At 62.4% G+C, this 13,777-nt stretch carries 14 protein-coding genes; 11 read left to right on the forward strand and 3 right to left on the reverse strand.

All coding sequences use genetic code 11. The annotated features are described in order from the left end of the window. Positions 1–61: 61 nt before the first annotated feature. Positions 62–1,489 carry a glycosyltransferase gene (locus BBF93_RS15620; RefSeq protein ID WP_162786597.1) on the reverse strand — a complete coding sequence of 476 codons (1,428 nt, stop codon included), beginning with the start codon at positions 1,487–1,489 and terminating at the stop codon, positions 62–64. 227 nt (positions 1,490–1,716) lie between these two features. Here BBF93_RS15620 and BBF93_RS15625 point away from each other — a divergent pair, with 227 nt between their 5' ends. The 4 genes from BBF93_RS15625 (at position 1,717) to BBF93_RS15640 (ending at position 4,270) form a co-directional block, all read left to right on the forward strand. After that, positions 1,717–3,309 (forward strand): FAD-binding domain-containing protein, encoded by a 1,593-nt coding sequence (locus BBF93_RS15625; protein ID WP_255417539.1) that lies wholly within the window; start codon positions 1,717–1,719, stop codon positions 3,307–3,309. Further along, the gene (locus BBF93_RS15630) at positions 3,299–3,457 is read left to right on the forward strand and encodes a DUF2256 domain-containing protein (RefSeq protein WP_084324405.1); all 159 of its coding nucleotides are present in this window, start codon (positions 3,299–3,301) and stop codon (positions 3,455–3,457) included. Before BBF93_RS15625 ends, BBF93_RS15630 begins: the two co-directional genes overlap by 11 nt. A 231-nt stretch (positions 3,458–3,688) precedes the next feature. Further along, positions 3,689–3,874, forward strand: a complete 186-nt coding sequence (locus BBF93_RS15635) for a hypothetical protein (RefSeq protein ID WP_035601427.1) — start codon at positions 3,689–3,691, stop codon at positions 3,872–3,874. Between the two features lie 90 nt (positions 3,875–3,964). Continuing rightward, positions 3,965–4,270: a UrcA family protein gene (locus tag BBF93_RS15640; protein WP_035601429.1), complete on the forward strand. Its 306-nt coding sequence runs from the start codon at positions 3,965–3,967 to the stop codon at positions 4,268–4,270. Between the two features lie 106 nt (positions 4,271–4,376). On the opposite strand, the gene BBF93_RS15645 is transcribed toward BBF93_RS15640, so the two are convergent. Further along, complete coding sequence (locus BBF93_RS15645) at positions 4,377–4,904, reverse strand: histidine phosphatase family protein (RefSeq protein ID WP_084324406.1); 528 nt, start codon at positions 4,902–4,904, stop codon at positions 4,377–4,379. A 237-nt stretch (positions 4,905–5,141) separates the two neighbouring features. Between BBF93_RS15645 and BBF93_RS15650 the strand changes: the two genes are divergently transcribed. From BBF93_RS15650 to BBF93_RS15665, 3 genes are all read left to right on the forward strand, one after another. Next, complete coding sequence (locus tag BBF93_RS15650) at positions 5,142–6,101, forward strand: calcium/sodium antiporter (RefSeq protein WP_114106540.1); 960 nt, start codon at positions 5,142–5,144, stop codon at positions 6,099–6,101. After that, complete coding sequence (locus BBF93_RS15655; protein ID WP_114106541.1) at positions 6,101–7,012, forward strand: DMT family transporter; 912 nt, start codon at positions 6,101–6,103, stop codon at positions 7,010–7,012. The genes BBF93_RS15650 and BBF93_RS15655 overlap by 1 nt, the downstream gene beginning before the upstream one ends. 372 nt (positions 7,013–7,384) lie before the next feature. Beyond that, positions 7,385–8,767: a hypothetical protein gene (locus BBF93_RS15665; RefSeq protein ID WP_114106543.1), complete on the forward strand. Its 1,383-nt coding sequence runs from the start codon at positions 7,385–7,387 to the stop codon at positions 8,765–8,767. 26 nt (positions 8,768–8,793) lie between these two features. Here the strand turns inward: BBF93_RS15665 and BBF93_RS15670 are convergent, their stop codons facing one another. Beyond that, a complete protein-coding gene (locus BBF93_RS15670) occupies positions 8,794–9,678 on the reverse strand; it encodes a branched-chain amino acid aminotransferase (RefSeq protein ID WP_035594912.1) in 885 nt (294 codons plus the stop codon). Positions 9,679–9,731: 53 nt separating this feature from the next. Between BBF93_RS15670 and BBF93_RS15675 the strand changes: the two genes are divergently transcribed. The 4 genes from BBF93_RS15675 to BBF93_RS15690 are packed head-to-tail and all read left to right on the forward strand — an operon-like array spanning position 9,732 to position 13,774. Then, complete coding sequence (locus BBF93_RS15675; protein ID WP_051612259.1) at positions 9,732–10,196, forward strand: MarR family winged helix-turn-helix transcriptional regulator; 465 nt, start codon at positions 9,732–9,734, stop codon at positions 10,194–10,196. Positions 10,197–10,206: 10 nt separating this feature from the next. After that, positions 10,207–10,896, forward strand: coding sequence for a response regulator (locus BBF93_RS15680; RefSeq protein WP_035594915.1), 690 nt, complete (start codon positions 10,207–10,209; stop codon positions 10,894–10,896). 8 nt (positions 10,897–10,904) lie between these two features. Beyond that, positions 10,905–12,200: an ATP-binding protein gene (locus BBF93_RS15685; RefSeq protein ID WP_114106544.1), complete on the forward strand. Its 1,296-nt coding sequence runs from the start codon at positions 10,905–10,907 to the stop codon at positions 12,198–12,200. Positions 12,201–12,232: 32 nt separating this feature from the next. Next, positions 12,233–13,774 (forward strand): carbon-nitrogen hydrolase family protein, encoded by a 1,542-nt coding sequence (locus BBF93_RS15690; RefSeq protein WP_035594920.1) that lies wholly within the window; start codon positions 12,233–12,235, stop codon positions 13,772–13,774. Positions 13,775–13,777 lie beyond the last annotated feature (3 nt).

Raw genomic sequence — 13,777 nt, forward strand, 5'->3', positions numbered from 1 at the left:
GACCCGCCCGTTCTCCGTTTCACCCGCGAACGCACGGAGAACGTTTCGGCCCCAGAACAACTCAAGCCTCAGACGAGTGAATTCGCCCGACAGGGGCAGCCTGTTGTCGTGGCCTCACCGGCGCCGGGCTGCCATGAGGCGTCTTCGCCCAGAAATGAGGTCTGCGCGCCAGGCTGTAGAGTGCCCGCACCATCGCGATGGATTGCAACGGCCAGTATAGGGGCAGCGTCAGCGCCAGCCCATAACGGCGCAGGTCTCGCGCTCCGGGCGCGGCCAGCGCCATGGCGATGCTGGCGGCATAGGAGGCGCCGATAAACCAGAGGAATAGAGGGCCCGGCCCGATGCCGGGTAAAACCAGTGTCGTGGCCAGCCACACGGCCCAGGGCCCGTGAACCATTGCCGAGAGGATGGCCGCCCCCAACGTCAGCTGAAGCGCCAGGAAATTTCCCGCGCCCATTTCCCTCATCGCCTTGCGGGGGCGCCGCATCACCACCAGCCATGTCTGCAGAAACCCTTTCAGCCAGCGCGACCGCTGCGCCAGCCAGACCCCGAGTGCTTCAGGCGGCGCTTCCAGGGTCGGCGGCTCAATGACGCCCACCTGCAGCCCGCTGCGGGCAAGCCGTAACCCCAGATCGGCGTCCTCCGTCACATTCCAGGCGTCCCACCCCTCCACGCCTTCCAGCAGCGCCCTGCGGAAATGATTGCTTGTTCCGCCCAGCGCAATCGGAAACCCGAGCGTAGCAAGCCCGGGCAGAATGCGCCCAAACTGAACGGCATATTCCAACGCCCACTGCCCGGCGATCCATCCCCTGTCGCCGTCCCCCACAAGCGGCGCCTGCACGCAGGCCAGATCACGGGAACCCATCCGGAACGCCCGCACCGCCGCCTTCAGTTGATCCCTATGCGGACGATCCTCGGCATCATACACAACGACAAATTCGCCCTTTGCACGAAGCAGTCCGTAATTCAGCGCACGCGGCTTGGTTCTCGGCTGACCGGGCGGCACGATCAGAAGTTCCGTGCCCGGCGGCCAGGACTGCGCGCGCAAGGCGTCCCAGGTGGCCTCATCCCCCGTTTCGACAAGCAGTTTTATGTCCAGCCTGTTTCTCGGATAATCCAGATCGCAGATCGCCTGCGAAAGCTGGGCCGCGCTCTCCGCCTCATCCTTGAGCGCGATGAGCAGCGTGTAGACCGGCCAGAGAACCCCGTCATCGCCGGCCATGTCCCGGCGAGCCTGCGGCACGTGCGCCGCCGCCCTGATACCGTGAACATATACGGCGCCGCGAAAGGCCAGCGCCGCCACAAAGAAAAAGAATGCGCCCAGGCTCAGCGCGGCAAAGGCGGCCTCAGGGGCGCTCACTGCCAGACCGGCCAGCAGCAACAGGCCAAGGCCCGCCCCCCGCATCTGGGCGGCCGTCAGTGTCCGGATGGCGGAATCTTCAGGCCGGTGGATGGCCAGCGAATGGGCCGCCGCATGGGCGCTGGCCATGTCGGGAGACGGCTCCCGCAGGCCCCCGCCATACAGCGGCAAAACCAGTTGCCGAGCTGTCTCCCCATCTGCCCCCATGTCCCTCCCCCCAAGGAACCGCGCCCCAAACCTTTAAACCTTCAATCACACTCGTTTCACTACCGCAACGAAACGCTGCGAGAACGGCGCGGCGGGCGTTCCTCGCGCCACCCCTTGCAGGCCAAGGCGGTTTGTTCTATATTTGTTCCATGTCTGGTGTGCATGTCATCTGGTTTAAACGCGATCTGCGTGTCCATGATCACGCAGCGCTCATGGCGGCCGCGGCCAGCGGCGCGCCCATCCTGCCGCTATACATCTTCGAGCCGGGCTATTGGGCGCTGCCGGAACACTCCCGCCGCCAGTTCGACTTTGTGAAGGAAGCACTTGAAGAGCTTGACGCAGCCCTCAAGGCGCGCGGCTCAGGCCTCGTCATCCGCACGGGAAACGCCATCGATGTCTTGTCGGAGATCCACCGCAGGCAGGGGATTGCCGCCATCCATGCGCATGAGGAAACAGGCCTGCAATGGACCTTTGACCGTGACCGCGCCGTTGGCCGCTGGGCACGCAATGCGGGCATTTCCCTGCGGGAACAGCCCCAGAATGGGGTCCAGCGGGCCCTGAAATCCCGAGACGGATGGGCCAGCCACTGGGAAGCCTTCATGCGCCGCCCACGGATGGTTGCTCCGGAAACCCTGCTCTCCGCTCAGGTGCAGGCGGAAGACTTTCCCCTGCCTCAGGATTTCGGGCTGGGGCCTGATGACTGCCCGCAGCGCCAGAAAGGCGGGCGCGCCGCCGGCGTGGAATGTCTGCGCAGTTTCCTGGAGGTTCGCGGCCAGGCCTATCAGCGGCAGATGTCGAGCCCGCTGACCGCGGCCGATGCCTGCTCGCGCCTGTCGCCTCATCTTGCCTTTGGAACGGTTTCCATGCGGGAGGCCTGGCAGGCCGCGCAGAGGGCGAAGGAAATGCATGCCCGGGAGGGGAATGCGGAATTTGCCGCCTCGATCGGCAGCTTCATTTCCCGCCTGCACTGGCACTGTCACTTCATTCAGAAGCTTGAAGACCAGACCTCGATAGAATCCCGAAACCTTCATCCCGCCTATGACGGGCTGCGCCCCGCGCCGGAAGAAGATGATCCCCGGCTTGCTGCCTGGATCGAAGGGCGCACGGGCTTTCCGTTTCTCGACGCCTGCATGCGCTCCCTCAAGGCCACCGGCTGGCTGAACTTCCGCATGCGCGCCATGACCATGGCCTTTGCAGCCCATCATCTGTGGCTGGATTGGAAACTGCCCGCAGAACGCCTCGCGGGCCTCTTCACGGATTTTGAGCCGGGCATTCATTATCCCCACGCGCAGATGCAGTCGGCCACCACCGGCATCAACACGCCGCGCATCTACAACCCGGTCAAGCAATCCCGCGACCAGGACCCCGAGGGCGCCTTCATCCGCCGCTGGGTGCCGGAGCTTTCCGCCCTGCCGGACGAGTGGCTGCATGCGCCCTGGGAGGCCCCCGCTTCGGTGCGGGCGCGGGCCGGCATTGTTCTGGGCCAGACCTACCCGATGCGCATGGTCGATCACATGGCCGCTGCCGAAGAGGCCCGCAGCCGGATCTTCGCCCTTCGCCGGAACGCCGAACATGCCGCCGAGGCCGAGGAGATTCAGGCGCGCCATGGCAGCCGGCGGTCGGGCATTCCCTTCCGCGGCCGGCAGGCTGCCCCGAAAAAGAGGGCGCCGGCCCCGGCAGACGCGATACAGCTCAGCTTTGATCTCGGGATCATACAGGAACGCCGCGCCCATGCCTCGTAAAGCCGGTTCCGGCAAGGCCGTCCGCAAATCCGATCTGCCCACCAAAATCTGCGCCAGCTGCGGGCGCCCGTTCTCCTGGCGGAAGAAATGGGAACGGGTCTGGGACGAGGTGAAATACTGTTCGGACCGCTGCCGCCAGCAGCGCTGACCCACAAATCCAGCATTATCGAATTACAATAATTCCCTCGCGCACCAGCCGAAGCGGGGAATTATCGTTATTCGATGATATTATCGCCTTGATTTTATTGATACTTATTTTTTTTCGATAATTTCATATTGAAAAACAATAATTCATGATCTATCTAGTCTGTGTCGGCGGCGGGAAGAGCCCACCAAAGACAAAACGGACAAACCGATCATCAAGAAGGAGTATCAAGTCATGTCCCCCCGCGCCCGTCTCAGCGACAACGGTAGCCTGGTTTTCGAAGGTGTCCTGGCCTACGGCCTCATCGCCAACGATGCCTCCCTCCGGTCCCTGCCGGCGAATGACGATGGCTCGGAGGGCCGCCTGAACCTCCTGGTCGCTCGCCGCCGCCGCCAGAACCGCCGCGAAGCCCGCAACTAAGCGGCTCCCCCCCGCGCAGCCAGTTTCCCCTGGCTGGCTGCGCGGCCCCCTCTCTCCCCTCCCTCGAAAACCCGCATCAAGGAAACGCCCATGAAACGCTTCATCATCGCCGCCGCCCTCGCCGCCACCACCGTCGCCGCCCCTGCCTTCGCTGCCAGCGAAAAGTTCGAAATGGATGTGAATTATTCCTCGAAAAAGCTGTCCACCGTCGCCGGCGCGGAAGCCGAGTACGAGCACATCCGCAAGCAGATCGAAGACCGCTGCGTGTCTGAAAATGCTGACATCCGTGTGCCCCGCTCCATCGTGGAAACCTTCTGCGTCCGCAAGACGATGGACAGCGCCGTCCGCTCAATCGACAGCGAGCTGCTGACCCAGGTCCACGCCGAACGCCGCTGAGCGGCCCCAGATCACGGTTCCAGCCCCTTAAAGCCTCTCAAGCCCAACTCTCCACGGAACCGTGGCTCCTCCCGCCTCTTGCCCCCAAAGGGTAAGGGGCGGTTTTTTATCCGGCGCTCGCCGCGCGGAAATCCTTGGCGCGGAGAACCTGCACCAGGCGGAAATTGGCGGGCACGAAAGCGCCCTCCTCTTCGGTCTCAAACAGCGCCGCGCAGCTGGTCGGAAACTTCTCGTGCAGCCGCAGCGAGGCGGCATGGTCCAGCGACCCGCCTTCCCGCAGGATGCTCAGCGCAAAGTCATGCAGGCCCGGATTGTGCCCGATCAGCATCAGAACCCCCGCGCCGTCATTCTGTGACACCGCCTCGGTCAGACCCCTCACGCCGGTCAGGTAAAGGGCTTCCATCGGGCGCACCTTTTCTCCTGTCACCACCTTGGCGACTTCAGAACAGGTCTCCCTGGCCCGCCTTGCGCTGGAAACCAGGATCCGCTCGGGGCTCCAGCCCATGGCCACGATTTCCTGGGCAATCCGCGTGGCGTCCTCATGGCCCTGCTGCGTCAGCGCGCGGCTGAAATCGTCGATCCCCTCATTCCAGGGTTCGGTCTTGGCGTGGCGCATCAGGATAAGGCGTTTCATGCGGACGCAGATACCCGGAGTTTGGGACAAGGTGTCATAGGCGGAATCAGGCGGTCTAAATTGGTCAGGCTGGTCTTAGGCACCACTAATACAGGGGAAATCAATAGTCTGGAGGCCAAAAGATGCCAGAGCCTCCCTGCGCCGGGCCGCCCTCATAATATTTTTCCTCGCCCATCTTCCGCCCGGCACCGGGATGGGCCACACCCGCTCCCAGCAACGCGCCTCTGGGGATAATCGATGATTTTTGTGTATCTCGTGCTCGGCCTGATCCTGCTCGTCGCGGGCGGTGAATTCCTCGTCAAGGGCGCGGTCAATCTTGCCGGAAAATTCCGCATTTCGCCTCTGCTGATCGGGCTCACTTTGGTGGGCTTTGGCACGTCAACGCCCGAACTCGTCACCAGCCTGCAGGCCGCCTTCGCCGGCTCGCCCGGCATCGCCATCGGCAATGTCGTTGGCTCCAACATCGCCAACATCCTCTTCATTCTCGGCGCGGCGGCGCTGATCTTCCCGATCGCGGTTGCCCGGAATGCCTTCAAGCGGGATGGGGTGGTCCTGGCCATCGCCACCCTGCTCTGCATCGGGGCGGTCGTCTCGGGCCAGCTGTCGCGCTGGATGGGCATCGTCTTCGTGGTCGGCTTGGCCGCCTATATCTGGTTTGCCTTCCAGCAGGACCGGAAGGCCACGCAAGCGGCCACCGCCGCCGCGGGCGGACCGGTGGACACGCCAAAGCTTTCCGCCGGCGCCATCGGCATCGATCTCGTCTTCGTCGTCGGCGGCCTGGTGATGACGATGCTCGGCGCCCGCTTCCTCGTCAGCGGCGCGATTGACCTTGCCCGGATGTTCTCGATCTCCGAAACGATCATTGGCCTGACGATTGTGGCCGTAGGAACCTCGCTTCCCGAACTGATCACCTCCGTGATGGCCTCGCTGCGCAAGCAGGGCGACATTGCCTTCGGCAATATCGTCGGCTCGAACATCTACAATATCTTCGGCATTCTGGGCGTCACAGCCATCGTGAAGCCGATCCCCGTGCCGGCCGAAATCATCCGGCTGGATATCTGGGTGATGCTGGCGGCAACCGTGCTTCTCTTCCTCGCCGCCATGTCGCGCTGGCGCATCGGCCGGACAGAAGGCGCCATCATGCTGACCGGCTATGCCGCCTATGTTGTCTGGCTGGGACTGCACGCGGCGGCCTGATGCGCACGCCCCACCCCATCCTTCTGGTCTGCCTTGGCGTGGTCTTTGGCTGCGGCATTGATGCCCTGATGAAATATGTAATGCAGGGCGCCACCAGCGTACTGACGGCCACCACCTGGCGGTATGCGCTCGGCTCGGCAATCATGCTCGCGCTGTTCCTGCAGGCCCGCCGTCCCTTCCCCTCGCTGCCGGCCATCCGCTTTCATGCCCTCAGATCGCTGGCACAGGTCATCTCCGCTTTCTGCTTCTTCTATTCGCTGACGCAGATTGCGCTGGCCGAGGCCGTGGTGCTGGGTTTCACGGCGGCCCTGATGATTGCCCCCATCGCCCGCATCATCCTTGGGGAGAAGATGAGCCCGGTGACCATCGGCGCCTCTCTCGTCGGCTTCTGCGGCGCCGCGCTGGCCGCCACGGCGGAAACGTCCGGCGCGCCCGCCGATGGCAACCGCCTCCATGGCACGGCTTCGGTCCTCGCCTCTGCCGTTCTCTACGCCCTCAACATCGTTCTCCTCCGCCTGCGGACGAGAGAGGAAGACAGCCTCACCCTGGTCACCTTCATGAACATCTTCCCGGCGCTGTTCCTGCTGCCCTTCATGCTGGTGTTCACCGATCCGCTGCCGGCAGATGGCGCCTGGACGCTGCTTACCGGCGCGGCCGTTTTCGGCATCGGCATCTGGTGGCTGATGACCATGGCCTATGCGCGCGCCAAGGCGCAGACCCTCGCCCCGTTCGAATATACCGGCCTCATCTGGTCGGCGCTGCTCGGCTATTTCTTCTTCCAGGAAATCCCCGGCTGGCGCGTCTGGGCGGGCGCCGGCATCATCATCGCGGCCTGCCTCGTCGTCGCCTTCGAAACCCATTTCGCCGCCCGCCGCGAAGCAAAGCTCCCTGCCAGCGATATTCTAACCTGAAGGGACGCCGCCGCGCGCTTTGCGCCTATGGGGCGAATGCGTCGCCAATTAACCTTACGCCTTAAAATGTCATCCTTTTTTCGCTTGCCGCGCCTCAATCTGGCAGTAAGGATCGGGTAACTTCAGATTGCCGGGCCCCCCAATGAAAATACGATCCACCCAGCGCGTCAAAGGCGCCGCCGCTGCCGTTTTCGCCGGTCTCGCCCTGGTTGCCTGTGGCGGCGGTGGGGGCAGCAGCAGTGGCGGCGCCGTGCCCCCGGTGTCTTCTCCGCCGCCTCCACCCCCACCAGCTCCGCCTCCCCCGCCGGTTAACGCCGCCCCACCGCGCAGGCCACCGCCACACCCGCCGCACCGCAGGAAGGCCAGCCCTTCGTGCTGGACGCCTCTGCCTCGACAGACCCGGAAGGCGTCGCGCTGACCTACACCTGGAGCCAGCTTTCCGGCCCGCCCGTAACACTCGCCACGCCGAACCAGGCCGTGCTCCAGGTCACCGCCGCCGAAGTCACAGAGGATACCGAGGCAGTCTTCCGCGTCAGCGTTTCGGATGGAGATCTTTCGTCCATAGAAGATGTCTCCGTAACCTTCGAAAACATCGCGCAGACACCTGCCTTTGCTACGCCTTTGAGCCTTGTTGCTCTCGCCTCGTTCGAGGATAGGCCAATCGGTCTGATGCAGTTTTTCAGTTCTCCCGTGTTGATCACAGAAGCAGAACCAGGCGGAGAACAGAGAATTGTAGCAGTAGATTTCCGTGTGTCGAACGACACTTTAGACGTAACGCTTGCTCCTCTCCTATCGGATACATTTCCCGCTCCATCTGCAATCAGCTTCGTTAACGGCCGGTGGGGCACACAGTTCAGCGGTCTGGCTATCGCGCAGGAAGAACGCGGCGAAGTGCAGGTTTATGTAGAGGGAACGAATAATTCACGACCCCTTACCTCCGCTCAAAACTTCACTGTGGACGCGCCTTGTGCCGTGGAGATCAATTCCTCAGAGTTTTCGTTTCCCCACATCGTGATTGGGCAGCGCAATACAGGCTTTACAGTTTACCTATCATTCGCAATGCAACCAATGGAGCTTTTCCAAGTGGTAGCAAACGGTCAATCACTCTGTGGTCTGATTGTTCCAGAAGTTCCGATTGGCGGAAGCTTTCATTTTTCAAGTCCAGAGGGATATGTGCTTCGAACAATTTTGGCATTTAATTCGAACACAAACAATCTTGAAGTTTACTCTGGAAACCAGGGTTTCGACAGCCTCTCTGACCCCAACGCATATTCGCTGTCTCAAATGTCACCTGTCGCCCTCAACTCTACTACCCCCCTTAGGCTCGTCAAAGCCAAGACCTTCAGTACCGGACGGGGACCACAGGTACTCGCGCTGCTGCTGACGGATGATCAACACGAAGGCACGCACCGCTTGGTCTTGGCAGGGTTCGATGAGAACCGGAATATCGTTCAGAGAACGTATTCGTGGCCGATAGGCATCCCTAGCGATATAATTATGGACGACCTCGATCAGAACTGGGTACCTGAAATTGTCGTCATTTCCGAGACTTCGCCTCAGGCAATTGTGTTCGGGCCTGCGGGCTTTCTACCAGGTTCCTTCCAACTACCCCCGGAAGCACCTTCATTCTTGGAGATAGGGCTCGGAGCGCGCGCTGCTCGTCAATCGCTATCTAATTGGTTTTCAGCGTCCAGCCTGGTTATTGCTTACCCGGATAAGAAGGAAGTTCGCCTTTATCAGCCACAATCTGAGTAAAAGCGAACCTCATTCTCCAAGGCGCCCTAAAGCGCCAGTTCCAGCTTGCCGTTGCAGAGGTTGGAATAGTCCTCGGCCAGCGTCAGGCTGATATGGCCCGGCGTGAAGCGGTGGGCGCCGATTTCGGCCACGGGCGTGATCTCGGCGGCAGAGCCGGTGATGAAACACTCGCTGAAGGTCGCCAGCTCGTCCGGGAAGATCGCCCGCTCGACCACTTCGATCTGCCGGGCCTTGGCCAGCGCAATCGTCGTCTGCCGGGTCAGCCCGTTGAGGAAACAGTCCGGCGTCGGCGTATGCAACACGCCATCCCGCACGAAGAAGATGTTGGCGCCCGTCGCCTCGGCAATCTGGCCGCGATAGTCCAGCATCAGCGCGTCCTGATAGCCGGCCTTCTCGGCGGCATGCTTGGAGAGGGTGCAGATCATGTAGAGGCCGGCCGCCTTGGCATGGCAGGGCGCGGTATCGGGCGCCGGGCGGCGCCATTCGGCATGGGTTAGGCGGATGCCCTTCATCTTGTCAGCAAAATAGTCGCCCCAATGCCAGACAGCCACGGCCAGGTGGATCGTGTTGTTCTGGGCCGAAACGCCCATCATCTCAGACCCGCGCCAGGCGACTGCGCGCACATAGGCGCTGTCGAGGCCGGATTTCTCCAGCGCTTCCTTCTTGGCCTTCTCCAGCTCTTCGACGCTGAACGGGATGTCAAAGCCCATGATCTTCGCCGAATTGTGCAGGCGCTTGGAATGGTCCAGCGAGCGGAAAATCTTGCCGCCATAGGCCCGCTCCCCCTCAAACACGGAGGACGCATAGTGCAGCGCATGGGTCAGCACGTGAACCTTGGTGTCCCGCCAGGGTACGAAAGACCCATCCATCCAGATGTATCCGTCACGGTCATCATAAGGGATGGCAGCCATTGAGTACGCTCCTCGCTTGCACTTTTGTTGCGGTTCGCGTTCATTTCCGACTTATGGCTCAATCCGTCAACCTGACCCGCCCATTTGACCCCCGCCTCTTCCTGACCGATCAGGAACTCGACAGGGGCGCAGGACTCCTGATTTCAGGGGCAGATGAGCTTATGCGCGCGGCAGAATCGGCCCGCAAAAAGGCCGGTCTGAGCAAGTCTGAGATGCAGATTCTCATGGCAATCCGCTACCAGCCGGGCCTTACGGTCAGCCAGTTGCGGGGCCAACTGGGCATGACGGTGCCAACTTTCGCCCGGATCATCGGCCAGCTGGACACGCGCGGGCTGATCGAGCGGGCCCGCGAAGGCTCCGATGGCCGCCGCCGCAAGCTCACCCTGTCGGACGCCGGCACCACGCTGACGACCCCGATCACGATCGAGCTGCGCGAGCGTCTGCGGGTCGCCTTCCGCGCCTGCGGGCCAGAGGCGGTCGCCGGCGCGCGCTTCCTTCTGGAAGCGCTGGTGAAATAAAGAGACCGCCATGAGCCTCAGAGATCCCGCCCATATCCTGATCGTCGATGATGACGACCGCATCCGCGACCTCACCAAGCGTTTCCTGACGCTGAAGGGCTACCGGGTGACGGGCGCGCCGGATGCTGCCGGGGCGCGCCGCCTGATGGACAACATGACCTTCGATCTCGCCGTGCTGGACATCATGATGCCAGGCGAGACCGGGCTGGAACTGCTCGAACGCATCCGGTCAGGCCCGGCCAGGGCCACGCCGGTCATGCTGCTGACAGCGCGCGGAGAGGCCCGCGACCGGATCGAGGGCCTGCGTCTGGGCGCCGATGATTATCTCGCCAAGCCGTTTGAGCCCGAAGAACTCGCCCTGCGCTGCGAGGCGATCCTGCGCCGCTCCCAAAAGCCCGCCCCTCCCCCGGAGGAGATCGAAATGTCGGGCCTCGTCTTCAATATAGAGCGGGGCGAGCTCAAGGCGGGCGACCAGCGCATCCGCCTGACAGACGCCGAAGTGCAGCTCCTGACCATCCTCGCGCGCACGCCCGGCGAAGCCATCAGCCGCGAAGACCTCGCCGAGATGACCTCGGCGGGCATGGAACGGTCGGTGGATGTGCAGGTAACCCGCCTGCGCCGCAAGATCGAACCCAATCCGAAAGAACCGATCCATATCCAGACCGTGCGGGGCATCGGCTACCGCCTGATGCCGGATTGAGCGGGTCCATGCTGCGCCTGAGAGACATCACCCCTCGCGGCCTCTATGCCCGCAGCCTGCTGATCATTCTGGCGCCGGTCCTGATCATCCTTTGCCTGATGACCTGGTATTACTATGCCAACCATATTGCCGAAGTGAACCGCAAGCTGGGACAGGGCATCGCGCGTGACGCCGCCCTGATCCGGGATGCCTGCCGCAATCCCGCCTACGGGCCCGGGGATATGGCCCGCATCCAGTATCTTCTGGAGACGGAGTTTACCTGCAGCCTCCCGCCAGGCGCCGTTCCCGACAGCGCGCTGAGACAGGGCTTTTCCTATAACGACACGCTCAAGAGCGAACTTGCCGGGCGGCTCGGCGATGACATTGTGGTCGGCCTGATCCCGAACGATACCAAGCTGCACATTCGTTTCCCCGTTGCCGGCAAAACGGCAGAAATCGTGATGGACCGGAAACGGGCGCTGGTCATCAACTCGCACTTCTTCATTGTCTGGGTGATTTTCTTCTCCCTGCTGATGGTTGCCCTGGCGATCGGCTTTCTCAACCAGCAGGTCCGCTCCATCCTGCGCCTTTCGGAGGCGGCCCGCGCTTTCGGCCGGGGGCGGGATCTGGACGGCTTCCGCCCCTCCGGCGCCACCGAGGTGCGCGACGCGGCCCGCGCCATCATAGACATGAAAAACCGCCTCACCGCCTTTGCCGAGCAGCGCACCGCGATGCTGGCCGGTGTCAGCCATGATCTGCGCACCCCCCTCACCCGCCTGAAGCTCACCCTCGCGCTGATGCCGGAGACGGAGGATATGAAGGCCGCCCAGTCAGACCTTGATGACATGGCCATGATGCTCGACGAATATCTCGCCTTTGCGCGCGGCGAGGAGGGCGACGAGCCGGGCAGCTTTGATCTTGGCGCGATGGTTCACGATATCGTGTCGGGTTTCGGGCCGCATGTCCCGGTCAGCGGCCCGCAATCGCTGAGCGTGCGGGGCCGGCCGCTGGCGCTGAAACGCGCGATCAACAACCTTGTCTCCAACGCTCTCAAATATGCCAGCCATGCCCGGGTCACCCTCGTCAACGGGCCGCACTGGGCCGAGGTGATCGTGGATGATGATGGCCCCGGCATTCCGCCTGACCGCTATGAGGAGGCCTTCCGCCCTTTCTCGCGGCTTGATGAAGCCCGCAGCCAGAATGTGTCCGGCTCGGGCCTCGGCCTGACGCTGGCGCGCGACACAGCCCGCATGCATGGCGGGGATGTGCGTCTTGCGCCCAGCCCCCTAGGCGGGCTACGCGCAATCTTAAGATTGCCGCACTAGATAAAGGCGCAAGGACGTTCATTGGAGAAACCATGACAGCCACACGCACCAAACTCGTCATCCGCAATGCCAAGCCGAAGGATATTGCAGGCATCCGTCCCCTTTATGACAAGGTCTATGGGGTGGATGATGGCTATACGGTTGACCAGATCGCCGGGCAGATCAACAAATTCCCGGACGGGCAGTTTGTGGCCGAGTTTGAAGGCCAGATCGTCGGCCACTGCGTCACCTTCGTGATCGATTCTGCCACCGCCCTATCCCAGCATACCTGGAACGAGATCACGGGCGGGGGCTTTGCCGCCCGGCATGATCCGGAAGGCGACATGCTCTACGGCATGGATGTCATCGTCGATTCCGAATTCCGCCGTCTGCGGATCGGCCAGCGTTTCTACAAGGTCCGCCAGGATCTCTGCCAATGGCTGGAACTGAAAGGCATCGTCTTTGGCGGCCGCATGCCCGGCTATCATCGCCACCAGAAGGAATTCCCAAACCCCGCCGACTATATCGAAGCGGTCAAGGCCTCAAAGCTGCGCGATCCGGTGCTCAGCTTCCAGCTGCGCCAGGGCTTTGAGGTCGTCGGCGTGCTGAAGAATTACATGCCCGAGGACACAGACTCCTGCGGCCATGCCACCCAGATGTTCTGGCGCAATCCGCTGGAACAGGAAGCCATCAAGGCCAAGCCGAGCCTGGGCGACACTTCCCTGCCCGAGCGCGTGCGCCTGGCAACCGTCCAGTTCCAGATGCGCCGTATCAACTCCATTGACGAGTTCGAGCAGCAGGTTGAGTATTTCGTCGATATCGCTTCGGATTACCGCGCAGACTTTGTGACGTTCCCGGAGCTTTTCACGCTGCAACTCCTCTCCCTGGAGAGCAAGCCGCTGGGGCCGGCAGATGCCATTGCCCGCATCTCCGAATACACCCCGCGCTTCATCGCCTTCATGGAGCGCCTGGCGGTCTCCTACAACATCAACATCATCGGCGGCTCCCATCCCTCCCGGATGCCCGATGGCGATATTCACAATGTCGCCTACATCTTCCTGCGCGATGGCTCGGTCCACACGCAGCAGAAGCTTCACCCCACCCCGTCCGAGCGCACCTGGTGGAATATCAAGGGCGGCGAAGGCAATTCGGTCATCCACACCGATTGCGGCCCGATCGGTGTGATGATCTGCTATGATTCCGAATTCCCGGAAATCGCCCGCCACCTGGTCGATCAGGGCGCGCTGATCCTGTTCGTTCCCTTCTGCACCGATGAACGCCGCGGATACCTCCGTGTGCGGTATTGCAGCCAGGCCCGCGCGGTGGAAAACCAGTGCTATGTCGTCATGTCCGGCGTGGTCGGCAATCTGCCGAATGTCGAGAATATGGACATTCACTATGCGGAGAGCTGCATTCTCACGCCGTCGGACTTCCCCTTCTCCCGCGACGGGATTGCCGCGGACGTCGCGCCCAATACCGAGACGGTGGCCATCGCTGACCTCTCCCTATCAGACCTGCTGACCGCCCGCCAGTCCGGCGCCGTGCAGAACCTGAAAGACCGGCGGTTCGATCTCTACCGGGTGGTGTGGAAGTAAGGC

It is taken from the genome of Hyphomonas sp. CACIAM 19H1, from assembly GCF_003325995.1.
Classification (GTDB): domain Bacteria; phylum Pseudomonadota; class Alphaproteobacteria; order Caulobacterales; family Hyphomonadaceae; genus Hyphomonas; species Hyphomonas polymorpha.

Bases quoted from the DNA above. Each gene is read 5' to 3' on its own strand.
- BBF93_RS15620 (WP_162786597.1), bottom strand. From the start codon at position 1,489: ATGGCCAGCGCCCATGCGGCGGCCCATTCGCTGGCCATCCACCGGCCT.
- BBF93_RS15630 (WP_084324405.1), top strand. From the start codon at position 3,299: ATGCCTCGTAAAGCCGGTTCCGGCAAGGCCGTCCGCAAATCCGATCTG.
- BBF93_RS15640 (WP_035601429.1), top strand. From the start codon at position 3,965: ATGAAACGCTTCATCATCGCCGCCGCCCTCGCCGCCACCACCGTCGCC.
- BBF93_RS15685 (WP_114106544.1), top strand. From the start codon at position 10,905: ATGCTGCGCCTGAGAGACATCACCCCTCGCGGCCTCTATGCCCGCAGC.
- BBF93_RS15675 (WP_051612259.1), top strand. From the start codon at position 9,732: ATGGCTCAATCCGTCAACCTGACCCGCCCATTTGACCCCCGCCTCTTC.
- BBF93_RS15645 (WP_084324406.1), bottom strand. From the start codon at position 4,904: ATGAAACGCCTTATCCTGATGCGCCACGCCAAGACCGAACCCTGGAAT.
- BBF93_RS15650 (WP_114106540.1), top strand. From the start codon at position 5,142: ATGATTTTTGTGTATCTCGTGCTCGGCCTGATCCTGCTCGTCGCGGGC.
- BBF93_RS15670 (WP_035594912.1), bottom strand. From the start codon at position 9,678: ATGGCTGCCATCCCTTATGATGACCGTGACGGATACATCTGGATGGAT.
- BBF93_RS15655 (WP_114106541.1), top strand. From the start codon at position 6,101: ATGCGCACGCCCCACCCCATCCTTCTGGTCTGCCTTGGCGTGGTCTTT.
- BBF93_RS15680 (WP_035594915.1), top strand. From the start codon at position 10,207: ATGAGCCTCAGAGATCCCGCCCATATCCTGATCGTCGATGATGACGAC.
- BBF93_RS15690 (WP_035594920.1), top strand. From the start codon at position 12,233: ATGACAGCCACACGCACCAAACTCGTCATCCGCAATGCCAAGCCGAAG.
- BBF93_RS15635 (WP_035601427.1), top strand. From the start codon at position 3,689: ATGTCCCCCCGCGCCCGTCTCAGCGACAACGGTAGCCTGGTTTTCGAA.
- BBF93_RS15625 (WP_255417539.1), top strand. From the start codon at position 1,717: ATGTCTGGTGTGCATGTCATCTGGTTTAAACGCGATCTGCGTGTCCAT.